18 protein-coding genes and 3 pseudogenes are annotated in these 22,652 nt (G+C 69.6%); 12 read left to right on the top strand and 9 right to left on the bottom strand.

All coding sequences use genetic code 11. The annotated features are described in order from the left end of the window. Positions 1-10 precede the first annotated feature (10 nt). Positions 11-925 (bottom strand): ABC transporter substrate-binding protein, encoded by a 915-nt coding sequence (locus AAG689_RS10295; protein WP_406625853.1) that lies wholly within the window; start codon positions 923-925, stop codon positions 11-13. A 388-nt stretch (positions 926-1,313) separates the two neighbouring features. On the opposite strand from AAG689_RS10295, the gene purL reads away from it, so the two are divergent. After that, positions 1,314-5,321 (top strand): phosphoribosylformylglycinamidine synthase, encoded by a 4,008-nt coding sequence (gene purL / locus AAG689_RS10290; protein WP_406625852.1) that lies wholly within the window; start codon positions 1,314-1,316, stop codon positions 5,319-5,321. Beyond that, a complete protein-coding gene (locus tag AAG689_RS10285; protein ID WP_406625851.1) occupies positions 5,318-6,247 on the top strand; it encodes a hypothetical protein in 930 nt (309 codons plus the stop codon). The genes purL and AAG689_RS10285 overlap by 4 nt, the downstream gene beginning before the upstream one ends. On the opposite strand, the pseudogene AAG689_RS10280 reads toward AAG689_RS10285, so the two are convergent. The 4 genes and pseudogenes from AAG689_RS10280 to pcaC all read right to left on the bottom strand — a co-directional run bounded on the left by AAG689_RS10280 (position 6,248) and on the right by pcaC (position 8,369). Beyond that, positions 6,248-6,657: pseudogene (locus AAG689_RS10280) on the bottom strand (hypothetical protein). It lies immediately after the preceding gene. 81 nt (positions 6,658-6,738) lie between these two features. Continuing rightward, a pseudogene (locus AAG689_RS10275) lies at positions 6,739-6,861 on the bottom strand (glutathione S-transferase); the annotation flags it as partial. A 234-nt stretch (positions 6,862-7,095) separates the two neighbouring features. Continuing rightward, positions 7,096-7,959 (bottom strand): NAD(P)-dependent oxidoreductase, encoded by an 864-nt coding sequence (locus AAG689_RS10270; RefSeq protein ID WP_406625850.1) that lies wholly within the window; start codon positions 7,957-7,959, stop codon positions 7,096-7,098. Positions 7,960-7,970: 11 nt separating this feature from the next. Further along, positions 7,971-8,369: a 4-carboxymuconolactone decarboxylase gene (pcaC, locus tag AAG689_RS10265; protein WP_020227469.1), complete on the bottom strand. Its 399-nt coding sequence runs from the start codon at positions 8,367-8,369 to the stop codon at positions 7,971-7,973. Positions 8,370-8,525: 156 nt separating this feature from the next. Between pcaC and AAG689_RS10260 the strand changes: the two are divergent. The 5 genes and pseudogenes from AAG689_RS10260 (at position 8,526) to egtB (ending at position 13,415) form a co-directional block, all read left to right on the top strand. Then, a pseudogene (locus AAG689_RS10260) lies at positions 8,526-9,190 on the top strand (GntR family transcriptional regulator). 100 nt (positions 9,191-9,290) lie between these two features. Beyond that, entirely contained in the window at positions 9,291-10,268 is a 978-nt protein-coding gene (locus tag AAG689_RS10255) for a DUF808 domain-containing protein (RefSeq protein WP_406625849.1), read from the top strand. 115 nt (positions 10,269-10,383) lie between these two features. Beyond that, a complete protein-coding gene (locus tag AAG689_RS10250; RefSeq protein ID WP_406625848.1) occupies positions 10,384-11,001 on the top strand; it encodes an OmpW/AlkL family protein in 618 nt (205 codons plus the stop codon). Between the two features lie 160 nt (positions 11,002-11,161). Beyond that, positions 11,162-12,169 (top strand): L-histidine N(alpha)-methyltransferase, encoded by a 1,008-nt coding sequence (gene egtD / locus AAG689_RS10245; RefSeq protein ID WP_406625847.1) that lies wholly within the window; start codon positions 11,162-11,164, stop codon positions 12,167-12,169. Beyond that, entirely contained in the window at positions 12,156-13,415 is a 1,260-nt protein-coding gene (gene egtB / locus AAG689_RS10240; RefSeq protein WP_406625846.1) for an ergothioneine biosynthesis protein EgtB, read from the top strand. Before egtD ends, egtB begins: the two co-directional genes overlap by 14 nt. A 42-nt stretch (positions 13,416-13,457) precedes the next feature. Here egtB and AAG689_RS10235 read toward each other — a convergent pair whose 3' ends face one another. The 3 genes from AAG689_RS10235 to AAG689_RS10225 form a co-directional block, all read right to left on the bottom strand. Next, complete coding sequence (locus AAG689_RS10235; protein WP_406625845.1) at positions 13,458-14,738, bottom strand: O-acetylhomoserine aminocarboxypropyltransferase/cysteine synthase family protein; 1,281 nt, start codon at positions 14,736-14,738, stop codon at positions 13,458-13,460. 92 nt (positions 14,739-14,830) lie between these two features. Next, positions 14,831-15,445 carry a 3'-5' exonuclease gene (locus AAG689_RS10230; RefSeq protein ID WP_406625844.1) on the bottom strand — a complete coding sequence of 205 codons (615 nt, stop codon included), beginning with the start codon at positions 15,443-15,445 and terminating at the stop codon, positions 14,831-14,833. A gap of 61 nt (positions 15,446-15,506) precedes the next feature. Beyond that, a complete protein-coding gene (locus tag AAG689_RS10225; RefSeq protein WP_406625843.1) occupies positions 15,507-17,495 on the bottom strand; it encodes a U32 family peptidase in 1,989 nt (662 codons plus the stop codon). 167 nt (positions 17,496-17,662) lie between these two features. On the opposite strand from AAG689_RS10225, the gene AAG689_RS10220 reads away from it, so the two are divergent. Genes AAG689_RS10220 through AAG689_RS10200 form a run of 5 tightly spaced genes read left to right on the top strand, consistent with a single transcriptional unit; the run spans position 17,663 to position 21,290 of the window. Then, positions 17,663-18,475 carry a sulfite exporter TauE/SafE family protein gene (locus AAG689_RS10220; protein ID WP_406625842.1) on the top strand — a complete coding sequence of 271 codons (813 nt, stop codon included), beginning with the start codon at positions 17,663-17,665 and terminating at the stop codon, positions 18,473-18,475. Positions 18,476-18,527: 52 nt separating this feature from the next. Next, the gene (locus tag AAG689_RS10215; protein WP_020227479.1) at positions 18,528-18,761 is read left to right on the top strand and encodes a hypothetical protein; all 234 of its coding nucleotides are present in this window, start codon (positions 18,528-18,530) and stop codon (positions 18,759-18,761) included. A gap of 60 nt (positions 18,762-18,821) precedes the next feature. Further along, on the top strand, positions 18,822-19,868 hold the full coding sequence (gene tadA, locus AAG689_RS10210) for a tRNA adenosine(34) deaminase TadA (protein WP_406625841.1): 1,047 nt from the start codon (positions 18,822-18,824) through the stop codon (positions 19,866-19,868). Continuing rightward, a complete protein-coding gene (locus AAG689_RS10205) occupies positions 19,855-20,835 on the top strand; it encodes an LD-carboxypeptidase (protein ID WP_406625840.1) in 981 nt (326 codons plus the stop codon). Before tadA ends, AAG689_RS10205 begins: the two co-directional genes overlap by 14 nt. 8 nt (positions 20,836-20,843) lie before the next feature. Next, the gene (locus AAG689_RS10200) at positions 20,844-21,290 is read left to right on the top strand and encodes an SRPBCC family protein (RefSeq protein WP_406625839.1); all 447 of its coding nucleotides are present in this window, start codon (positions 20,844-20,846) and stop codon (positions 21,288-21,290) included. Between the two features lie 41 nt (positions 21,291-21,331). Here the strand turns inward: AAG689_RS10200 and AAG689_RS10195 are convergent, their stop codons facing one another. Beyond that, complete coding sequence (locus AAG689_RS10195; RefSeq protein WP_406625838.1) at positions 21,332-22,639, bottom strand: efflux transporter outer membrane subunit; 1,308 nt, start codon at positions 22,637-22,639, stop codon at positions 21,332-21,334. Positions 22,640-22,652 lie beyond the last annotated feature (13 nt).

The following is a 22,652-nucleotide window of genomic DNA, read 5'->3' as shown; positions in this document are numbered from 1 at the left end:
GGGTGGGCGGCTATTGTTTTGACATGGCAGCATTCGGTAGCGCCAGCCGTTGCAAGCACTGCACGATCAACCTCGCCGCTTCGTCGATGCGCGGGCCCGGGCGCACCAGGATGTCGTATTCGTCATTCGGTATGCGGCAATGGCCGTTGTTCCTCAGTGCCGCAATGCGATTCCAGCCCTGGCGGTTTGACGGCGGTATGGCAGTCTCTGCCATGGTGATGATCAGATCGGGATTGGCGCGCACCACGTATTCCGGATTGAGCCGGGGGTACATGGGCAGGTCTCGCCCCGCAATATTCACCAAGCCCAGGCCTTGCAGCGTCTGGCCTATGAACGATGCCTCGCCAGCGGCCGTGGCAGATGTGCCGCCGTGCAGTTCGAAATACACCTTTTTGCCCTGCCACTTTGGCGGGATCTGGCGCTGCAGCATGGCCAGTTGCTCGCTCGTCCGCCGCCATAACCGTATGCCCGAGCCAGGCCGGCCGAGCAGAGCGGCGAGAGTCTCCAGTACCTGAGCCATGTCTTCGTAAGTCTGCGCATCCAGCGTCAGCACCCTGATACCTAGGCCTTCCAGGCGGTCGTCTACCCTGTGCCCGGGCCTGGACAGCACCACGTCGGGCCGCAGGGCCACGATGCGCTCGATATCTGGGTCGCGCAGGCTTCCGACCTTGGGCAGGGCGCTGACCTGCTGCGGCCACAGGGAGAACCGGTCCACGCCCACCAGTGCGTCGCAGCCCCCGAGCGCGCAGATGGCTTCGGTGAATGACGGTTGAAGCGAGACAATGCGCGTTGCGGGCCGAATGAAGGAATTGCTCGCGTGCTGTGCATCGACGGGGCCATGCTTTTCTTGCGGAACAGCCTTGGCAGGCGCCGCAGACATCCAGATGGGGCAGGTCAGTGCCAGAGCTTTGAGTAGTGTGCTCATGTTGTCGTTGTGGGTTCCCCGGATAAAGCAGGGCACCTGGACGATGGGGGTCAGCAGAGAGTTTCCGACCTCTTCTCCGGTCCTGGTCGGCAGGGCGCGATGGACCATCCGCTGCGGCCGCTGGCGAGAGGGGCCGGGCGCATTCGGGCAGCGGACTTGGCGCAGCGAACTGCACGTCTGGAAGACTGCCGCCCTGGTCGTGGCGTCGGACCGGGGAACCGGCCGACTGGCGGATGGCAACCGTGCTTGCCGAAGCATGGACAAGGGGCGCGCGATTATCCGCGACCTCGCCTTGCCTTAAAATCAAGGGCTTTTCTCCCGTGGGCGCCGCCCCGGCGCGGAAGACCGCTCCATCCCTCCCGAACCTTCCCCAAAAGGCCGCTCCACCGTGACCTTGCACCTGATCCCGCTTGCCGGGGGCAACGCCCTCAGTCCTTTCCGCGCGCAGCAACTCCAAGGCGCCCTGGCGTCCGTCCATCCCAGGATCACCGGCATCGCGGCGCGCTTCGTGCACCTGGTGGCCCTGGATGCCGAGCCCACCCCCGCGCAGCGCGAACGCCTGGAGGCGCTGCTGACCTACGGCGAAGCCTACGCGGGCCCCGGGGAGGGCGTGCCCCTCATCGTCACGCCGCGCCTGGGCACCGTGTCGCCCTGGGCGTCCAAGGCCACCGACATCGCGCGCAACTGCGGCCTGGCGGTGCATCGCGTGGAGCGCATCACCGAATACCGCCTCACGTTCAAGAGCGGACTCCTGGGCGGCACGCCCGAGCTGTCGCCCGCGCAGCTGCAGCAGGTCGCCGCGCTGCTGCACGATCGCATGACCGAATCGGTGGTGGCCAGCCGCGCCGAGGCCGAGCGCCTGTTCACCGAACTGCAGGCGGAGCCGATGGCTTTCGTGGATGTGCTGCAGGGCGGGCGCGCCGCGCTGGAGGCCGCCAACAAGGCCTGGGGCCTGGCGCTGGCCGACGACGAGATCGACTATCTCGTGAGCGCCTTCCAAGGCCTGCAGCGCAACCCCACGGACGTGGAGCTGATGATGTTCGCCCAGGCCAACAGCGAGCACTGCCGCCACAAGATCTTCAATGCGCAGTTCACCATCGACGGCCAGGCGCAGGAGAAATCGCTGTTCGGCATGATCCGCCATACCGAGCAGACTTCGCCCCAGCACACCATCGTGGCCTATGCCGACAACGCCTCCATCATGGAGGGCAGCGAGGTCGAGCAGTTCATTGCCAAATTCGAGTCTTTCGCAGACAGGATCAGTGCGCCCAGCTATCAAAAGCGGAGTGCCACGCACCACGTGCTGATGAAGGTGGAAACGCACAACCACCCCACGGCCATCTCGCCGTTCCCCGGTGCCGCCACCGGCGCGGGCGGCGAGATCCGCGACGAGGGTGCGACGGGGCGCGGCTCCAAGCCCAAGGCGGGCTTGACGGGCTTCACCGTCTCCAAGCTCTGGGGCAGCGAAGTGGGCAAGCCCGAGCACATCGCGAGCCCCTTGCAGATCATGACCGAGGGGCCGCTGGGCGGCGCCGCGTTCAACAACGAGTTCGGCCGGCCCAACCTCACGGGCTACTTCCGCGAGTACGAGCAGCAGGTGGGCGGCGTGGTGCGCGGCTACCACAAGCCCATCATGATCGCGGGCGGCCTGGGCGTGATCGACGCGCGGCTCACCAAGAAGATCGAATTCCCCGCCGGCACGCTGCTGATCCAGCTCGGCGGCCCCGGCATGCGCATCGGCATGGGCGGCGGCGCGGCCAGCTCCATGGCCACGGGCACCAACGCGGCGGAGCTGGACTTCGACTCTGTGCAGCGCGGCAACCCCGAGATCGAGCGCCGCGCGCAGGAGGTCATCAACCACTGCTGGGCGCAGGGTGACCAGAACCCGATCCTGGCAATCCACGACGTGGGCGCGGGCGGCCTGTCCAACGCCTTCCCCGAGCTGACCAACGACGCCGGCCGCGGCGCGCGCTTCGACCTGCGCGCCGTGCCGCTGGAGGAGTCGGGCCTGGCGCCCAAGGAAATCTGGAGCAACGAGAGCCAGGAGCGCTACGTGCTCGCCATCGCGCCCGAGTCGCTGGCGCAGTTCACCGCGTTCTGCGAACGCGAACGCTGCCCCTTCGCCGTGATCGGCACCGCCACCGAGGAGCGCCGCCTGGTGCTCGAAGACACGGCCGTGGCCGCAGGCGCGCAGCAATACCCCGTGGACATGCCCATGGACGTGCTCCTGGGCAAGCCGCCCAAGATGCACCGCGACGTGGCCAGCGTGCAGCGCCCGCTCGCCCCGGTGAACCTGGACGGCCTGCCGCTGGAGAAGGCCGTCATCGAGGTGCTGGCGCACCCCACGGTCGCCTCCAAGCGCTTCCTCATCACCATCGGCGACCGGGCCATGGGCGGCCTCACGCACCGCGACCAGATGGTCGGCCCCTGGCAGGTGCCCGTGGCCGATGCGGCCGTCACGCTGGCGGATTTCAAGGGTTTCGCGGGCGAGGCGATGGCAATGGGCGAGCGCACGCCGCTGGCTGCCATCAATGCTCCCGCATCGGGCCGCATGGCGGTAGCGGAAAGCATCACCAACCTGCTGGCCGCGCCCATCGAGCTGCCGCGCGTGAAGCTCTCGGCCAACTGGATGGCCGCCTGCGGCGAGCCCGGCGAGGACGCCGCGCTCTACGCCACCGTCAAGGCCGTGGGCATGGAGCTGTGCCCGCAACTGGGCATCTCCATCCCCGTGGGCAAGGACAGCCTGTCCATGCGCACGCAGTGGAGCGAGGGCGGCGCGCTGAAGAAGGTTACCTCGCCCGTCAGCCTCATCATCACCGCCTTCGCCACGCTGCAGGACGTGCGCGGCACGCTTACGCCGCAGCTCGACGCGCAGGAAGACGACACTTCCCTGGTGCTCATCGACCTCTCGCGTGGCAAGATGCGCATGGGCGGCTCCATCCTCGCGCAGGTGCTGGAGCAAAGCGGCGACGAGGTGCCCGACCTGGACGATCCGCAGGACCTGATCGCCCTGGTGAACGCCGTGAACGCGCTGCGCGCGCAGGGCCGCATCCTGGCCTACCACGACCGCGGCGACGGCGGCCTGCTCGCCACCGTGGCCGAGATGGCCTTCGCGGGCCACGTGGGCGTGGCGATCAACGTGGACATGCTCGTCACCGAAGGCGACGGCATCAGCGACAGCCGCATGGAAACCGGCGACGCCAAGAACTGGGCCCAGCAGGTCAGCGGCCGCCGCGAGGAACTCACGCTGCGCGCGCTGTTCAACGAGGAGCTGGGCGTGGTGCTGCAGGTGCGCACCGCCGACCGCACGCAGGTCATGCAGACGCTGCGCGAGCACGGCCTGGCCACCTGCAGCCACTTCGTCGGCAAGACGCGGCCCGCCAACTCGCCCATCGATGCGGGCAAGGGCGAGCTGCAGGTCTGGCGCGACGCCAAGGCCGTGTTCAGCGCCTCGCTCTCCGACCTGCACCAGGTCTGGGACGCCGTGAGCTGGAAGATCTGCCAGCAGCGCGACAACCCCGCCTGCGCCGACAGCGAGCACGCGGCGGCGGGCGACCCGGCCGACCCCGGCATGCACCTGCACCTGGCGTTCGATCCGGCCGAGGACGTGGCCGCTCCGTACCTCAATCTCGCACGCCCGCGCGTTGCCGTGCTGCGCGAGCAGGGCGTGAACTCGCACGTGGAGATGGCCTATGCCTTCACCGAAGCGGGCTTCGAGGCGTTCGACGTGCACATGACCGACCTGCAGACCGGCCGCGCCGACCTAGCCGATTTCAAGGGGGTCGTCGCCTGCGGCGGCTTCAGCTACGGCGACACGTTGGGCGCGGGCATCGGCTGGGCGCGCTCCATCACCTTCAACGAACGCCTGTCCGAGCAGTTCCAGCGCTTCTTCGGCCGCGCCGACACCTTCGCGCTGGGCGTGTGCAACGGCTGCCAGATGTTCGCCGAGCTGGCCGACATCATTCCGGGCGCCCAGGACTGGCCGCGCTTCACCACCAACCAGAGCCACCGCTTCGAGGCGCGCCTGTCGATGGTGGAAGTGCTCGACTCGCCCAGCCTGTTCTTCTCAGGCATGGCCGGCAGCCGTCTGCCCATCGCCGTGGCGCACGGCGAGGGCTACGCCAACTTCCAGCACCGCGGCAACGCGGACCGCGTGGTGGGTGTCATGCGCTACGTGGACAACCACGGCCAGCCCACCGAGCGCTACCCGTTCAACCCCAACGGCAGCGCGGGCGGCCTCACGGCCGTGACGACAAGGGACGGCCGCTTCACGGCCATGATGCCGCACCCCGAGCGCGTGTTCCGCAACATCCAGATGAGCTGGACCAGCGGCGACCCATCCGCCCTGAGCCCGTGGATGCGCGTGTGGCGCAACGCGCGCAAGTGGGTGGCATGAGGGCCGCGGCGCCCGGGCTCGCGCTGGCCGCCGCCTTGGCGGGCTGCGCGGCTCCGCCCGCGCCCGTGCCGCAGGACGAGGCGCGCCCGCCGCACCGCATCGTCAACAACACGCCGCTGCCCCATGTCACGCTCACCGGCATCGACAAGTTCGGCGAATACACCTCGCTGCTGCTGAAGATGACCTGGGTCTTCGACGAGCACGGCCGCATGCGGCTGGAGGAATCGGCGCAGGAACCCACCATCGGCCAGCACACGCCCACCGACCAGGAAACGGCCTGCCTGCCGCACGGCGCCGCGTTCAACCAGCGTACGACCTGGTTTCCCGACACTGGCCTGTTCCTCTCCGGCGCGCGCTGGGTGGGCATCGCGGCCGCCGGCAGCCAGCCGCGCCCGCTGGTGGCCCTGAGCGAGGGCGACGGCGGCACGATGAGTGTCGCCGGCCCGCAGGCGCGCGAGATCGAATACGGCTACGTGCCCTGCGTGGGCGAGCGCCGCGTGCGCGAGGGCCACCGTACTGTGGGCTACGTGGCCCCGGGCGACTGGCTGGAGGTGCAGCCCGCCGGTGCCAAGGGCACGCTGCGCCTGCAGATTCCGCCCGACCCGATGCCCTACGTGACCCTGCGCTTCGCGGGCCGCCCGACCCAGCAGGCCCTGGTGCCGGGCCGCATCGTGCTGCTGACGCTGGACGTGGCCCGCCGCCGCCTGGTGCTGCAATACCAGGCCACGGCAGCCCTGCGCCCGCAGGTGGCACAGGCGACGTGGGACGTGACGCTGCCTCGCCAGATACTGGCGCGGCTGGAAGAAAAAGACGCCCGCCGCCAGCGCGCCGTCAAGGAGTACCTGGCCGCCTGCATCGCGCCCAACAAGCCCATGGACCCGTGCGCCAATCCGCACGGTGCCGTCGCGGAAGCCCTGCGGGACTGATCAGCAGCCGCCGAGCGCCTGGCATTCGGGCACGACGCGCCCCTGGGCGTCGCGCCATTGCACGGCCGGGCTGCCGGGGGCGCGGCGGGTTGCGGCCGTTGCGGGTCGTGCAGCACGGTCGAAGAGCCCACGCCCGCGCCCACGCGCGCACCACCCACGGGCACCGAGGCGCCCACGCCCGCATGCCCCGTGACCTGCCCGCCCTGGTGCACGCCCACGCCGACGCCCACCGGGCCCACGCCCGTGCCGACCCCGGCGGACACACCGCCCGAGCCCACGCCCACCCCCACGCTGAACGGCCCCACGGGCACGCCCACGCCCACGCGCGCCGAGGGGCCCGCGCAGGCGGACAGCAGCAGCGCCAGAGCGGCGGCGAGGGGAAGTGCGGTGCGATGCGTCATGAAGGGCATTGTGCCCTTGCACATAGAGATTCAAAAATGTGAGCTGCCAGCGCTTGTGCACCAAGCGCTGGAGCCCGATTCGACTCAATATCAGGCCAGCGACTGCCGCACCGTGGGCCGCTCGCCGGTGCGCTGGAAATGGCCATGCACCTGGGGAAAGTCGGCGATGTCCACGCCGTCTCCTTCCAGCCAGCCCGCGACGGTGAACAGGTAGGGCACGACGATCAGCAGGGGCTTGGTGGGAAAGCCGTTGGCGGATGCAGCGAGGGACGCGGCCGCCAGTGCTGCGGCGAGGAGGGGTTTGAGGATCTTGCGCATGCTTGTCTCCAGGAATCGGGATGAGGTCGCCCCGCCCGTGCGGCAGGGACGGGATGAAAGCGCTCAGGGCGAAGCGGCGGCGCGGCCGCTTGTCGCATGGGACGAAGGGGAAAGAGGAAGAGGGTGCGGTCAGGCAGGGGCCACGAACCGATAGAGCTCGGTGTGGTCGGCGCCCGCACCCAGCCGTCGCGAGGCTTCGGACGTCATGGCGCTGACCTGCTGCGCCAGCGCCATCGGTACCTGCAGCGACTCGCCCAGCGCGGCGGCGATGCCGACGTCCTTGGCCTGCAGCAGCAGCGAGAAGCCCGAGTTGAACGCCCCGTTCAGCATGAACTGGTGGGCCTTGTTCTCGGTGGTGTTGTTCTTGCCGGTGGAGGCGTTGATCACGTCCACGATCGTCGCCGGGTCGATGCCGAAGGCCGTGCCCGCATGGATCGCCTCGGCCGTGGCGATGAGCGCGGCGGCGGAGACGTAGTTGTTCAGCGCCTTGAGCGCGTGCCCTGCGCCCACCGGCCCCACGTGGGTGATGGCCTGGCCCATGCGTTCCAGCAAGGGCCGGTGCCGAGCGAAGACCGCCGCGTCGCCGCCCACCATGATGGCCAGCGTGCCGTTGACGGCCTTCTTCACGCCGCCCGAGACCGGCGCGTCGATCAGTGCCACGCTGCGCTCGGCCAGCAGCGCCGCCAGGGCGCACGTGCGCACGGGGTCGGCGGAGCTCATCTCGATGACGCAGGCGCCGCTCCGCAGGTGCGGGGCCAGCTCGCGGACCACCGCGTCCACGATGTCCGAGTTGGGCAGCATGGTGATCACCGCGTCGCAGCCAGCGAATGCCGCGGCGTCCTGCGCGATGGCAACGCCCGCGTGTTCCGCCGCAAAGCCCGCGGCGGCGTCCGGGTTGGCGTCGCGCACCACCAGCGACAGCCCCGCGGCATGGAGCAGGTGGGCCATGGGGCGGCCCATCATGCCCAGGCCGATGAATCCGATACGGGTCATATGCGGCTCCTTCAGAGGTCCATTTCCTTGAACACTTCCGATGCCACGCGGAAGGAATCGATCGCGGCAGGCACGCCGCAGTAGATGGCGACCTGCAGGAACACCTCCTTGACCTCGTCCTTGGTCAGCCCGTTGTTGATGGCGCCGCGCACGTGCAGCTTCAGCTCGTGGGGGCGGTTGAGCGCCGAGATCATGGCCAGGTTGAGGAAGGAGCGCGTCTTGCGGTCCAGCCCCGGGCGGTTCCACACGTCGCCCCAGCAGTACTGGGTGACCAGTTCCTGCATGTCGATGTTGAAGTCGGTGGCGTTCTTGATCGAGGCATCGACGTACTCGGCGCCCAGCACCGCGCGGCGCGTGGCGAGGCCTTGGTCGAACAGGGCCTGGTTCTTGGGGGCGTAGGGACGGGTCATGGGACGGGAGCTCCAGGTAAAGGGCTGCGGCATGCAGCGGATGAGAAAATATATTCTGATTGTCAGACAATATGATTGAGTGAAAATGGGAATGGCACTACGGTGGGTTTTCGTGTAAGACAATCCTGCTGTCAGCCATTCCTACTCCAGGTGCCCATGAACCCCACGCTGCGTGTCCCCCGCGAAGAAACCTCGCTGCGCCAGAGAACGACGCAGACACTGCGCACGGCCATCCTCGATGGCGTGTTCGCGCCCGGGCAGAAGCTGTCGGAGCGGGAACTGTGCGAAAGCCTGGACGTGAGCCGCTCGTGCCTGCGCGAGTCGCTGCAGCACCTGCAGGCCGAAGGGCTCATCACCATCGTCCCGCACAAGGGGCCGGAGGTCACCAGCATCTCCGCCAGCGAGGTGCGCGACATCTACGCCGTGCGCGCCAGCCTGGAAAGCCTGGCGGGCAGGGGGTTCGCAGAGCATGCAACGCCCCCGCAGCGGCCGCGCTGCGTGCCAAGCTGACCGAACTGCAGGCGCTGGACCCGCAGCAGGACCGGGCCGCGGTGCTCACGCTCAAGAACCAGTTCTACGACATCCTGCTGGAAGGCTGCGGCAACCTCGTGGCCGGGCAGATGCTCAAGCAGCTGAACAACCGCGTGACGGTGCTGCGGCGCATCTCCATGGCCCAGCCGGGCCGCCTGCCGCGCACGCTGCGGGAGATCGGCGCCATCGTCGATGCCATCGAGGCGCGCGATGCCGACGCCGCCGCGCGGCTGTGCGAGGAGCACGTGCGCCATGCGGCCGAGAGCGTGATGCAGAGCATGCATGCGTGATGGACGCCAAGTTGCAAAAACAATAGCTGTCAGCGCTTGTCCCACAAGCGCTGGAGCCCGATTACGTTCACAATCCGGGCTTCTTGAAAGGAACGCCCCCATGGCCGCTGGCAGCCTGCTGACCCTGCTCGACGACATCGCCACCGTGCTCGACGATGTCGCCCTCATGACCAAGGTGGCCGCCAAGAAGAGCGCCGCGATGGCGGACGACGTGTCGGCCATGACCAAGGTGGCGGCGCAGAAGACGGCCGGCGTGCTGGGCGACGACCTGGCGCTCAACGCCCAGCAGGTGACGGGCGTGCGCGCGGACCGCGAGCTGCCCGTGGTCTGGGCCGTGGCCAAGGGGTCGCTGGTGAACAAGGCGATCCTGGTGCCTGCCGCGCTGTTCATCAGCGCGTTCGCGCCCTGGGCCGTCACGCCGCTGCTCATGGTGGGCGGCGCGTTCCTGTGTTTCGAGGGCTGCGAGAAGCTGGCGCACAAATTCCTGCACAGCGCCCATGAGGACGAGGCCGAGCACGAGAGCCACGCCAAGGCCAGCGCCAACCCGGCGGTGGACATGGCCGCGTTCGAGAAGGACAAGGTCAAGGGCGCCGTGCGCACCGATTTCATCCTTTCGGCCGAGATCATCGCCATCACCCTCGGCGCGGTGGCGGGCGCGCCGTTCGCGCAGCAGGTGGCGGTGCTGGTGGGGATCGCAGTGCTGATGACGCTGGGCGTCTATGGCCTTGTGGCGGGCATCGTGAAGCTGGACGACCTGGGCCTGTGGCTCAGCGGCCGGGCCAGCAGCGCGGCGCGCGCGCTGGGGCGCGGCATCGTGGCGGCGGCGCCGTGGCTCATGAAGGGGCTGTCGGTGGCGGGCACGGCGGCGATGTTCCTGGTGGGCGGCGGCATCGTGGTGCACGGCGTGCCGGCGCTGCACCATGCGGTGGAAGCGGCGGGCCAGGCGGCGGTTACGTGGCCGCTGGGCGGGCTGTGGGCGGTCGTGCTGCCCCACGTGCTCAACGCGCTGGCGGGCATGGCGGTGGGGGCCGTGGTGCTCGCTGCATGGACGCTGCTGGGGCGCCTGCGCGGCCGTTGAGCTGCGTCATGCTGCAGCGCAGCGAAGGTTTGATCTACGGCAACATTGACCTGACGGTTCATAGGCTTAATAGCTGCACGGGGGCCGTCCCCGTTCAACAACCACATTCAGCCCTATGAAAAAGAATCTTCTGGCCCTGGCCGTTCTGTGTGCAATGACCTCCGGCGCTGCCTTCGCGCAGCAGGCCGCTGAAGGTTCCTGGATGGTGCGCGCGCGCGCCGTCAACCTCGACAGCGCCAACAAGGACAGCACGGGCCTGGGCCTGTCGATCAACGACAAGGTCATCCCCGAAGTGGACGTGTCGTACTTCTTCACGCCCAACATCGCGGCCGAGCTGATCCTGACCTACCCGCAGAAGCACGACCTGCGCGCCAATGGCCTGGGCAAGATCGGCTCGCTCAAGCACCTGCCGCCCACGCTGCTGGCCCAGTACCACTTCACCAACTTCAGCGGCTTCAAGCCCTACGTGGGCGCCGGCATCAACTACACGCGCTTCTCCAACGTGCGCTTCGACCCGGCCGTGCAGGCCGCGCTGAACCCCTCCATCGACAAGGACAGCTGGGGCGGCGCGCTGCAGGTGGGCGTGGACATTCCCCTGTCCAAGAACCTGTACCTGAACTTCGACGTCAAGAAGGTGTTCATCAAGACCGACGTGTTCTCCGCCGGCAACAAGGTGGGCACGTTCAAGGTGAACCCGGTGCTGGCCGGCGTGGGCCTGGGCTGGCGCTTCTAAAAAAACACAGCGCATTTTTTCAGTTCTTCATGGTGGGGTGGGCCGGTGCCGCAGGGTGCCGGCCCTTTTTTATGAGGCGGGCGATGCGGCCCTGTCCTACAAGCGCGGGGCGTCTTGGCTTGCCCGGCGCCGAAGGGGCAGGGGACTACGCTGGACCGACATGCCCACCGTCCAGAACCACCCCACGACATCCATCGACAGCGGGCGCGCCGCCCTCGGCGCGCTGCCCCCAGGAGGCGCGCACGCGCGGGCCTCTCCCTCCGAGCGGGCCGCCATCGCGGCAGGCCTGCAGGATGCGGCGGCAAGCATCTCGCCCAAATACTTCTACGACCAGCGCGGCTCGGAGCTGTTCGAGGACATCACCGGCCTGCCCGAGTACTACCCCACGCGCACCGAGCACGCGCTCCTGCGCCAGCATGGCGGCGACATCGCCCGCGCGGCGGGCACGGGCGGCGTGGTGATCGAGCCCGGGGCGGGCAGCTGCGAGAAGGCGCGGCTGCTGTGCCGCAGGCTGCGGGCCTCGCATTTCGTGGGCGTGGACATTTCCGAGGACTTCCTGCACGGTGCCGTCGCGCGGCTGCGCGCGGCGCTGCCCGGGCTGGACGCGCGCGCGGTGGGCGGCGACATCACCGCCGGGGTGCAACTGCCGCCAGACATTCCGCGCGAGCGGCGCCTGGTGTTCTACCCGGGCTCGTCCATCGGCAACTTCGATCCGCCGCAGGCGCTGCGGCTGCTGCGGCACATGCACGCGCTGGCGCTGGACGGCGGGGGGCTGCTGATCGGCATCGACCTGCCCAAGGACGTGGCGGTGCTGGAGGCCGCCTACGACGACGCGGCCGGCGTCACCGCCGAGTTCAACCGCAACGTGCTGGCGCACGTGAACCGGCTGATCGGCAGCGACTTCGACCCGCGCCAGTGGCGCCACCGTGCCTTCTTCAATGCCGCCGCCTCGCGCATCGAGATGCACCTGGAGGCCATGGGGCCGCAGCGCGTGCGCTGGCCTGGCGGCGGGCGCGACTTCGCCGCGTGCGAGCGCATCCACACCGAGAACAGCTACAAGTACCCGCTGCCCGCCTTCACCGCGCTGCTGCGCGAGGCGGGTTTCGGCGAAACCCGCCACTGGACCGACCCGCGCGGCTGGTACGCCCTGGTCCATGCGCGCGCTTGACGCGGCGCGAAAGGAGTCCCGCGCCGTGCGCTATCCCTCCGACACCCCCCAGGCACCCGAGGCGCAGGCGCTGCACTGCTATGCCGCCGTGCGCGCCGCCACCGAGGCGCTGGCCCAGCCGCTGTCGCCCGAGGACTGCTGTGCCCAGTCCATGCCCGACGCCAGCCCCGCCAAGTGGCACCTGGCGCACACCACGTGGTTCTTCGAGACCTTCATCCTGGAGACGCACGAGGAAGGGTTCCAGCCCTTCGACCCGGCGTTCCGCGTGCTCTTCAACTCCTACTACCAGGGCGTGGGCCGCCAGCACCCGCGCCCGCAGCGCGGCCTGCTCACGCGGCCCTCGCTGGCCACGGTGCTGGCCTACCGCGCCGACGTGGACGCGCGCATGTGGCGGCTGCTCGCGCAGGGTGCGCCGCAGGTACTGGGCCTGCTGGAGCTGGGCCTGCACCACGAACAGCAGCACCAGGAACTGCTGCTCACCGATGTCCAGCACCTGCTCTCGTGCAACCCGCTGCTGCCCGCCTACAGCCCCGACGCGCCAGCACCGGCGCAGGGCCCGGCAGCGCTGGAATGGCTGCGGATGGAAGGCGGGCTCACGGAGATCGGCCATGCGGGCGGCGGCTTCGCCTTCGACAACGAAAGCCCCCGCCACCGCGTGTACCTGCAGCCGTATGCGCTGGCCTCGCGCCTGGTGACCAACGCCGAGTTCGCCGCGTTCATCGACAGCGGCGGCTACCGTGATCCGGCGCTGTGGCTGGCCGAGGGCTGGGACTGGCGCACGGCCCTGGGGCTGGAGCGGCCGCTCTACTGGCAGCGCGCGGAAGGCGGCGCCTGGCATGCGTTCACGCTGGCCGGCCTGAGGCCGCTGGAGGCGGCGGGGCCAGCCGTGCACCTGTCGTACTACGAGGCCGACGCCTATGCGCGCTGGGCCGGCGCGCGCCTGCCCACCGAGGCGGAATGGGAGCACGCGGTGCAGACGCACCCGGAGAACATCGCGCAGCGCTGCGACGCGGCATGGCAGTGGACGCAGTCCAGCTACGCGCCGTACCCCGGCTTTCGCGTGGCCGAGGGCGCGGTGGGCGAATACAACGGCAAGTTCATGGTGAACCAGTACGTGCTGCGCGGCGGCTCGTGCGCCACGCCGGCGGGGCATGTGCGCCCCACCTACCGCAACTTCTTCCCGGCCACGGCGCGCTGGCAGTTCAGCGGGCTGCGGCTGGCGCGCGACGTGCTATCGGAAAAATAGCTGCCAGCGCTTGGTTGGCAAGCGCTGGAGGCTGAAAACACCTTAGACCGCGTCCAGCGCCCGGTGCAGGTCTTCGAGCAGGTCGTCGATGTGCTCGATGCCCACGGACAGGCGCACCATGCCCTCGGTCACGCCGGCCTTGGCGAGTTCCTCGGCGTTGAGCTGGCGGTGCGTGGTCGATGCCGGGTGCGTGGCGAGCGACTTGGCGTCGCCGATGTTCACGAGGCGCGTGAAGAGCTGCAGCGCATCCAGGAAGCGCGCTCCGGCCGCGCGCGGGTCGCCCTCGGCCTTCAGGCTGAACGACAGGATGCCCGAGGCCCGGCCGCCCGACTGGCGCTGCACCAGTGCGTGGTCGGGGTGGTCCTTCAGGCCCGCGTAGCGCACCCATTCCACCTTGGGGTGCCGCTGCAGCGCCTCGGCGATCTTCTGGGAGTTCTCGCAGATGCGGTCCATGCGCAGCGCCAGCGTCTCGATGCCCTGCAGGATCAGGAAGGCGCTGTGCGGCGCCAGCGCCGCGCCCGTGTTGCGCAGCGGCACGACGCGTACGCGGCCGATGTAGGCGGCCGGGCCCAGGGCCTCGGTGTAGACCACGCCGTGGTAGCTCACGTCGGGCTCGTTCAGGCGCTTGAAGCGCGCCTTGTGCTCGGCCCAGGGGAACTTGCCGCTGTCCACGACGATGCCGCCGATGCTGTTGCCATGGCCGCCCAGGTACTTGGTGAGCGCGTGCACCACGATGTCGGCGCCGTGCTCGATGGGGCGCAGCAGGTAGGGGCTGGGCACGGTGTTGTCCACGATCAGCGGCACGCCGTGGGCGTGGGCCACGTCGGCCAGGGCCCGGATGTCGGTCACGTTGCCCAGCGGGTTGCCGATGGATTCGCAGAACACGGCCTTGGTGCGCGCGTCGATGAGCTTGTCGAAGCTCGCCGGGTCGCGCGGATCGGCGAAGCGCACCTCGATGCCCTGCTGGGGGAAGGTGTGGGCGAACAGGTTGTAGGTGCCGCCATAGAGCGTGCTGGCGCTGACGATGTTGTCGCCCGCCTCGGCGATCGCCTGGATGGCGTAGGTGATGGCCGCCATGCCCGAGGCCACGGCCACGGCGGCGATGCCGCCTTCGAGCGCCGCGACGCGCTTTTCCAGCACGTCGTTGGTCGGATTCATGATGCGCGTGTAGATATTGCCCGGCACCTTCAGGTCGAACAGGTCGGCGCCGTGCTGCGCGCTGTCGAACGCATAGGCCACCGTCTGGTAGATGGGCACCGCCACGGACTTGGTGGTCGGGTCGGGCGAGTAGCCTGCGTGGACGGCCAGGGTTTCGATGCGCATCGGTGTCTTCCTTGGATGTGATGTGAAGCGCGCATTGTCGGCCAGGGCCGCCCGCCGTGGAACGACGCGCTGGCTATGTGCTTATGCGCCGCTTACGCGGGCGCCTGCGCGGCCTCCCACGCGGGCAGGGCGTGGAACAGCACGGCGGGCGCATGGGCGTCGTTGGCGGCGTAGCGGATCTGGCTGGGCGTGAGCTGGCGTGCGGCCCAGTTGGAGGTGCTGGTCTTCTTGGACTTGCGGAAGTTCTGCCCGAGCACCAGCGCCACGGCGGCGCGCACGCCCGTGTTGCGCCCGAAGCCGTGGCGGCCGAACACGCGGTCCAGGTCCACCAGGTGCTCCAGCTCGACGCCCAGGCGGCGCGGCAGGCTGTGGCGGTCGTTGTCCAGCCCGAAGCCCACCTTGCGGATGCGCGCGTCGGCCAGCACGGCGCGGGCGATCTCCAGCGCCTCGGGGTGGTGCAGTTGCAGCAGCCACGCGGCGTCGGGCGTGGCGAACTGCACCACGTGCGGGCCCGTGTCGTCCTGCCCGGCGTTGAACAGGGGCCGGCTCTCGGTGTCGAAGCCCAGCACTGGCGCGGCCAGTAGCGCGGCGCGCGCGACAGCGAACGCCTGCGGCGTGGCGGGCACGTGGATGGCCGCATCGGGCAGCTGCGCGAAGGGCGGCAGCAGCGCGGAGTCTTCCTTGGTGGGCGCTTTGCGGCGCGGCATGTGCTATGGGTTCAGGAGCTGCTTGCGCTTGCCAGATAAGCGCTGGAGGCCGATTCGGCTATCAATCGCGTTGCGCCTGGGGGCGCGTGCGGTAGAACTGCATGGGGTGTTCCTGCATGTCCCTGCGGTGCTGGTTCAGCACCGACTTCTTCATGCGGCCCACCACGTGCATTTCGCAGGGCTTGCAGTCGAAGCGAAGCGTGAGCTTTTCCTTGCCGTTGACGAGCTGCAGCGGCTCGGCCTTGATGGTGCCCTTCACACCGATCACGCCCTTGGCCTGCTTGGGGCACAAGCTCATGGAAAAGCGCACGCAGTGCTTGGTGATCATCAGGCTGACTTCGCCTTCTTCCTCTTTCGATTCGTAGGCGGCGTCGATCACCTTCACGCCGTGCTTCACATAGAAGTCATGCGCCTTGTGGTTGAACACGTTGGCGAGATACGTGAGCGTGTCCTCGGGGAAGGGCGCGGGCGGCTCCACGGGCGTGGCGCGCGGCAGGCGCACGAAACCCTTGGCGCGCGCCTGTTCGAGCGCGGCCAGCGCGTCGCGTCGCAACTGGTTGAGCGCGGAGGCGGGAACGAACCAGGGCTGCGAGAGCCGCAGCGCGATGTCGTGCACGGCGAAGAGGGTCGCGCCGAAGCGGCCCAGTTGCTCGCGCAGCGTGGCCTCGGCCTTCGCCGCGTCCGTGGCGCCCTGGTGCGCCTGCGCTATGGCGGCGTGGCCCACGAAGCCGTCCTCGTCCGTCAGCGTGAGCGCGAAGCCGCCCTCGGTTTCGCTGAATTCGGCCCACAGGCCGATGCGCCGCTCGCTGGACTTCTTCTCCAGCGTGCGCACCCAGTCCATGTCGCGGTTGCGGTTGATCTCCAGGCCCTTGCGCAGGTCCTTGAATCCGTCGATCGCGTCCTTGGGGAACACGCGCCAGATGCCTTTCTTCGGATGCACGGACTCGGCCCGGTTGATGTGCACGCCCACCAGTTCCTTTTGCAGGTCGTAGTAGCACAGGCCGTCGCCGTTGTGCAGCACGGTGGCCTTGTCGCTGGTTTCCAGCTCGAACCACTTGTCGCCGACCTGGGTGACCCAGCCGATGGCGCGGCCGGGTGTCTTGGGCGTGTCGAAGGCGCCGATATCCTGATGGCGGCCATTGACGAAGTAGTCGGTGAACTCGCGGTTGAAGTTTTGTTGAGGGTCGGGCGTGAAGCTGAACGTGGTGCGCCCGCTGGAGGAGCGCGTGAACGCGCCCTGTTCGATGCTCTCGTCGAGCAGCCTGCGGTAGTGGGCCGTGATGTTCTTCACGTAGCCCATGTCCTTGTAGCGGCCCTCGATTTTGAAGCTGCGCACGCCCGCGTCGATGAGGGCGCGCAGGTTGTCCGACTGGTTGTTGTCCTTCATCGAGAGCACGTGCTTTTCGTGCGCGATGATGCGGCCCTGGCCGTCCAGCACCTCGTAGGGCAGGCGGCAGGCCTGGTTGCAGTCGCCCCGGTTGGCGCTGCGGCCGGTGTGGGCGTGGCTGATGAAGCACTGGCCCGAATAGGCCACGCACAGCGCGCCGTGCACGAAGAATTCGATGGTGGTGCGCGCCGGGTCGGTAGCTGCCCGGATGGCCTGGATCTGCTGCAGATCCAGCTCGCGCGCGACCACGATCTGCGAAAGGCCCGTGTCCTGCAGGAAGCGCGCTTTTTCCGGCGTGCGGATGTCGGTCTGCGTGCTGGCGTGCAGCTGGATCGGCGGCAGATCCAGCTCCAGCAGGCCCATGTCCTGGATGATGAGCGCGTCGGCTCCGGCCTCGTAGACCTGCCAGGCCATGCGGCGCGCGCCCTCCAGCTCGTCGTCGCGCAGGATGGTGTTGAGCGTGACGAAGATGCGGCTGTTGAAGCGGTGTGCGTGCGTGATGAGCCGCTCCAGGTCGCGCAACTCGTTGCCTGCCGTGGCCCGCGCGCCGAAGGCGGGGCCGCCGATGTAGACGGCGTCGGCGCCGTGGTTCACGGCCTCGATGCCGATGTCGGCGTCGCGCGCGGGGGAAAGCAGTTCGAGCTGGTGGGGCAGGAGGGACATGGCGGGCTGTGTCTCGTGGGGCGCGAATTATCCCAGGGGAGCCGCAAACGCGCTGGCACAATGCCTTTTGCGCCGCGGCGTGCACGCGGGCCCGGTCGGCGCGCCTGGCTTCATGGCGAAGCGCGCTGCCGGTGCAGCTTGGCTCGGGTAACTTATTGGGTGGCGGTATGTCCTGGCTGTTGTTGATCGAACTCGTGCTGCTCGGCCTGTGCAGCGGCTTCCTGGCGGGACTGCTGGGCATCGGCGGGGGCATGGTGATGGTGCCCTTCATCACCTTCTTTCTGTCCAAGCAGGGCGTGCAGGCCGACCTGGCGGTCAAGATGGCCATCGCCACGTCGATGGCGACCATCATGTTCACGTCGCTCTCCAGCGTGCGCGCGCACCACAGGCGCGGCGCGGTGCGCTGGGACCTGGTCAGGACGCTGGCGCCCGGCATCGTCATCGGCAGCCTGCTGGCCAGCCTGGGCATGTTCGCGCTGCTCAAGGGGAGCAGCCTGGCCATCTTCTTCGGGCTGTTCGTGGGTTTCTCGGCCACGCAGATGTTCCTGGACAGAAAACCCCAGCCCACGCGGCAGTTGCCGGGCACGGCCGGGCGGCTGGGGGCGGGCGGGGCGATCGGCTTCTTGTCCGGGCTGGTCGGCGCGGGCGGCGGTTTTATCAGCGTGCCCTTCATGACGTGGTGCAACGTGCCCATCCACAGCGCCGTGGCCACCAGCGCGGCGCTGGGCTTTCCGATCGCGCTGGCCAACGTGGCGGGCTACGTGGTGGCAGGGCAGGATGCACCCGGCCTGCCCGCGGGGGCGCTGGGCTACGTGTGGCTGCCCGCGCTGGCGGTGATCGCCTGCGCCAGCGTGCTCACCGCGCCGCTGGGCGCCAAAGCCGCGCACGCGCTGCCGGTCAAGTCGCTCAAGCGCGTGTTCGCCTGCCTGCTGTACCTGCTGGCGGGCTACATGCTCTACAAGGGGCTGGCGGGCCGCTGACACGGGCTGTGCCGGTGCCCGGGCATATTGATCTTCGAAGGAGGGAAGCGCCATGCGCGGAGCATTCGGGCTGATCGGCCTCGTCATCGTGCTGGCCCTGGTGGGCCTGCTGGTCAAGAAACAGATGGCGGCCATGCAGGTGGCCGCGCCAGTGCCTGCGCCCGCAGGGCAGGGCGCGGGCGGCTCCGTGCGTGAGCAGAGCCAGCAAATCCAGCAACAGGTGAAGCAGCAGATGGAGGCGCTGATGCAACAGCAGCGCCCCAGCCCAGAGGACCTGGAGAAATAAGTGGAAAAATCGGCTCCATCGCTTGTCCATCAAGCGCTTGAAGCTATTGATCGAGTAGCAATGACCGAGGAAAACGACGCGCACTGGATGCGCCTGGCCCTGGAGCAGGCCCGGGCCGCCGGCGATGCAGGCGAAGTGCCCGTGGGGGCGGTGCTGGTGCGCGGCGGCGAGGTGATCGCCACCGGCCGTAACGCGCCCATCGCGGGCCACGACCCCACGGCGCATGCCGAGATCGCGGCGCTGCGCGCGGCGGCCGCGCTGCAGGGCAACTACCGGCTCGACGGCTGCACGCTCTACGTCACGCTGGAGCCCTGCGCCATGTGCAGCGGCGCCATGCTGCACGCGCGGCTGCCGCGCGTGGTCTATGGCGCGGCCGATCCCAAGACGGGCGCGGCGGGCTCGGTGGTGAACCTGTTCGCCGAGCCGCGCCTCAACCACCAGACGCAGGTGACGGGCGGCGTGCTGGCCGGGGAGTGCGGCGCGCTGCTGCAGGCCTTCTTCAGCGAGCGCCGCCGTGCCCAGCGCGCGCAGGCCCAGCCGCTGCGCGAGGACGCGCTGCGCACGCCCGCAGCGCGCTTCACCGGCCCCGAGGGGCACTATGCGCTCTTCGACGGGCTGCGGCTGCATTACCAGGACGCGGGCCCGCGCGACGCGCCCGTCACCTGGCTGTGCCTGCACGCCAGCCCGGCGTGGAGCGACGCCTGGCGACACATGCTGCCCGTGTTCCTGCGCGCGGGCCACCGCGTGGTCGTGCCCGACCTGATCGGCTTCGGCCGCAGCGACAAGCCCAAGAAGGAGGCCGCGCACCACCTGGACTGGCACCGGCAGGTGCTGGGCGAATTGGCGCAGCGGCTGGCGCTGCGCAACGTGGTCATCGCGGCCCAGCCGGGCGCGGTGCTGCCCCTGCTGGACGCGCCCGTGCTGCGCGTGCGCGAAGGCGCGCGGGACGACGCGGCACCTTTCCCCGACGCAGGCCACCGCGCCGGGCCGCGCGCGTTCGCGCGCTTCGCCGTGGACGATGCGCCGCCGGCGCTCACCGTGCCCGACGCCAGCGCGGCTTCGGCCGAACGCGCTGTGGAATACTTCGCCCGCTATGCACGACCATGACCACTGCGGCCACGACTGCCACCACGCACACGGCCCCCAGCACATCTACATCTATTCCCCGTCCAGCGCCGTGCGCGACAAGGCCGCCTTCAAGCGCGGCATCGCGCGCCTGAAGGCCCTGGGCCACGAGGTGGAGGTGGACCCCGACGCGCTCGCCACCCACACGCGCTTCGCGGGCGACGACGCCACGCGGCTGGCCGCCATCCACCGTGCCGCGGCCAGCGGCGCCGACGTGGCGCTGATCTCGCGCGGCGGCTACGGCCTCACGCGCATCCTGCCGGGCATCCAGTACAAGCAGGTGGCCAAGGCCATCGCGCGCGGCATGAAGTTCGTGGGCGTGAGCGACTTCACGGCCTTCCAGAGCGCGGTGCTGGCGCGCACCGGCGCCACCACCTGGGCGGGCCCCGCGCTCACGGCCGACCTGGGCGTGCAGGGCGAGCCCGACGACATCATGCTCGCCTGCCTGGACGACCTGCTCACCGGCCATGGCGAGGGCAGCGGCTGGCGTATGAACGCCGAAAAGCCCCTGCCGGACGGCCGGCCCGCCGTGCGCGACATCTACGTGAAGCAGGCGCAGCTCTGGGGCGGCAACCTCGCCGTGCTGTGCTCGCTGGTGGGTACGCCGTATTTCCCGCAGGTCAAGGGCGGCATCCTGTTCCTGGAAGACGTCAGCGAGCACCCCTACCGCGTGGAGCGCATGCTGACCCAGCTTTTGCACGCGGGCGTGCTGGCCCAGCAGAAGGCCGTGGTGCTGGGCCAGTTCACCAACTACCAGTTGGCCCCGCACGACAAGGGCTTCAAGCTGCAGAGCGTGGTGGACTGGCTGCGCACGCAGATCAAGGCCCCCGTGCTCACCAACCTGCCGTTCGGCCACGTGCCCACCAAGGTGCTGCTGCCGGTGGGCGCGCAGGTGTCGCTGTCGGTGGAAGGGCGCGACGCGCTCCTCTACTGGGGCCACGCGCACTGAACGGCGGCATGCCCACGCATCGCATCGCCACGGAGATCGGCACGCGCGCATCCCCCGCGCAGGTCTGGAGTGTGCTGACGGACTTCGCGCGCTACCCGCAGTGGAACCCCTTCATCCGCGAGGCCGAAGGCGAGCCGCTGGCGGGCTCCAGACTCAAGATCCGTATCCAGCCGCCGGGCCAGGACGGTGGCATGGTCTTTCGCCCCCAGGTCTTGCGGGTGGAGCCTGAACGGGAATTCGCCTGGCTGGGCCACCTGATCGTGCCGGGCCTGTTCGACGGGGAACATTGCTTTCGCATCGAACCCTTGCCAGGCGGCGGCTGCCGCGTGCACCAGAGCGAGAACTTCAGCGGCCTGCTCGTGCCGCTGTTCCGAAAGAGCCTGGACGGCGGCACCCGCCAGGGATTCGAGGCTATGAACGCGGCCTGGGTGGCGCAGGCCGAATCGGCTTCATAAGCCAAAAGTGCTTCCAGCGCTTGCTGGGAAAGCGCGGGAAGCTATGGTTTTTGATCCGGCTGCCAGCCGCCGCCGAGCGCCTTGTAGAGCAGCACGCGGTTTTCCAGCTCGGCCTGGCGCAGCTTCACCACCTCCAGCTCGGCCTGGAACAGGTTGCGCTGCGCGTCCAGCTCTTCGAGGTACGAGGCGTAGCCCGCCTCGTAGCGGTCGTGCGCGAAGCCCAGCGAGCGCTGCAGCACGCCGCGCCGCTGCACCGCGTGCTCCGTCTGCCGCGCCAGGCGCCTGCTTGCGGTAAGGGCGTTCTCCACGTCGGCGAAGGCGGCCAGCACGGCGCCGCGGTAGGCGTAGGCGGCCTGGTCGCGCTGGGCGGTGGCGGCGTCCAGCGCGGCTTCGCGGCGGCCGCCGTCGAACAGGGGGGCGAGCAGGCTGCCGCCGAGGCTCCAGACGGTGAGCGGGTTGTAGTCGAGTGCGTTGACGAGCAGGCTGCCCGCGCTGGCGCTCAAGGAGACCTGCGGCAGGAAAGCGGCGCGCTGCGCTTCGAGCGTGTGGCCGGCGGCGGCCAGCAGGTGCGCGGCGCGGGTGATGTCGGGGCGGCGCTCCAGCAGCTGCGAGGGCAGGGTGGCGGGCACGGGCGGCAGGCGCAAGCTGCGCAGCGGCACGCCGTCGGGAACGGCGCCGCCCGCGCGGCCCAGCAGCAGGTGCAGGGCGTTGGCCTGCCGGCGCGCGGCCAGGTCGAGCTGCTCGGCCTGCTGCAGCACGCTCTGCAGCTCGGATTCGGCCTGGGTGAGCTGCAGTTGCGAGATGTAGCCCACGCGCTGCTGGTCCTGCGCCAGGGCCAGGGCCTTTTCGCGCGACTGCACGGTGGCCTGGGCGATGGCAAGCTGCTCCTGCAGCGAGCGCAGGCCCACGTAGGTTTGCGCCGTGGCGGCGGCCACGGCCAGGGTCACGGCGTCGCGGTCGGCCTGGGTGGCTTGCAGGCGCTCGCCCGCGGCCTGGCTCTGCGCCGATAGGAGGCCCCACAGGTCCGGCTCCCAAGCGGCCTGCACGCCGGGCTGCACGGAGCGCGTGTGCGTGGGGCCGAGGGCGCCCAGGCTGCGGCCGGCCTGGGCGGTGGTGGAGAAGTTCAGGCTGGGGCTGCGCGCGGCGTCGGCAGCGGCCTGGTTGGCGCTTGCCTCCTGGACGCGGGCCAGGGCGGTCAGCAGGTCGTTGTTGTTCGCCAGGGCTTCGGCGACCAGCGCGTCGAGCTGCGCATCGCCCAGTTGCCGCCACCATGTGCCATCGATGGCGTGGCTGCCGGGCGCGGCCTCGCTCCAGGCGGCGGGCAGGGCGACCTGGGCGTTGTCGGGCACGGCGCGGGGCAGG

The organism is Acidovorax sp. SDU_ACID1 (assembly GCF_045291395.1).
Lineage (GTDB): Bacteria > Pseudomonadota > Gammaproteobacteria > Burkholderiales > Burkholderiaceae_C > MR-S7.
This window is presented reverse-complemented; position numbering and strand designations above follow the sequence as displayed.

What these genes read in the sequence shown, in the direction of transcription:
- AAG689_RS10215 (WP_020227479.1), top strand. Translation starts at nt 18,528, where the DNA reads ATGCGCGGAGCATTCGGGCTGATCGGCCTCGTCATCGTGCTGGCCCTG.
- AAG689_RS10230 (WP_406625844.1), bottom strand. Translation starts at nt 15,445, where the DNA reads ATGCCGCGCCGCAAAGCGCCCACCAAGGAAGACTCCGCGCTGCTGCCG.
- AAG689_RS10225 (WP_406625843.1), bottom strand. Translation starts at nt 17,495, where the DNA reads ATGTCCCTCCTGCCCCACCAGCTCGAACTGCTTTCCCCCGCGCGCGAC.
- AAG689_RS10220 (WP_406625842.1), top strand. Translation starts at nt 17,663, where the DNA reads ATGTCCTGGCTGTTGTTGATCGAACTCGTGCTGCTCGGCCTGTGCAGC.
- AAG689_RS10295 (WP_406625853.1), bottom strand. Translation starts at nt 925, where the DNA reads ATGAGCACACTACTCAAAGCTCTGGCACTGACCTGCCCCATCTGGATG.
- tadA (WP_406625841.1), top strand. Translation starts at nt 18,822, where the DNA reads ATGACCGAGGAAAACGACGCGCACTGGATGCGCCTGGCCCTGGAGCAG.
- AAG689_RS10285 (WP_406625851.1), top strand. Translation starts at nt 5,318, where the DNA reads ATGAGGGCCGCGGCGCCCGGGCTCGCGCTGGCCGCCGCCTTGGCGGGC.
- AAG689_RS10205 (WP_406625840.1), top strand. Translation starts at nt 19,855, where the DNA reads ATGCACGACCATGACCACTGCGGCCACGACTGCCACCACGCACACGGC.
- egtB (WP_406625846.1), top strand. Translation starts at nt 12,156, where the DNA reads ATGCGCGCGCTTGACGCGGCGCGAAAGGAGTCCCGCGCCGTGCGCTAT.
- AAG689_RS10250 (WP_406625848.1), top strand. Translation starts at nt 10,384, where the DNA reads ATGAAAAAGAATCTTCTGGCCCTGGCCGTTCTGTGTGCAATGACCTCC.
- egtD (WP_406625847.1), top strand. Translation starts at nt 11,162, where the DNA reads ATGCCCACCGTCCAGAACCACCCCACGACATCCATCGACAGCGGGCGC.
- AAG689_RS10255 (WP_406625849.1), top strand. Translation starts at nt 9,291, where the DNA reads ATGGCCGCTGGCAGCCTGCTGACCCTGCTCGACGACATCGCCACCGTG.
- AAG689_RS10270 (WP_406625850.1), bottom strand. Translation starts at nt 7,959, where the DNA reads ATGACCCGTATCGGATTCATCGGCCTGGGCATGATGGGCCGCCCCATG.
- AAG689_RS10235 (WP_406625845.1), bottom strand. Translation starts at nt 14,738, where the DNA reads ATGCGCATCGAAACCCTGGCCGTCCACGCAGGCTACTCGCCCGACCCG.
- pcaC (WP_020227469.1), bottom strand. Translation starts at nt 8,369, where the DNA reads ATGACCCGTCCCTACGCCCCCAAGAACCAGGCCCTGTTCGACCAAGGC.
- AAG689_RS10200 (WP_406625839.1), top strand. Translation starts at nt 20,844, where the DNA reads ATGCCCACGCATCGCATCGCCACGGAGATCGGCACGCGCGCATCCCCC.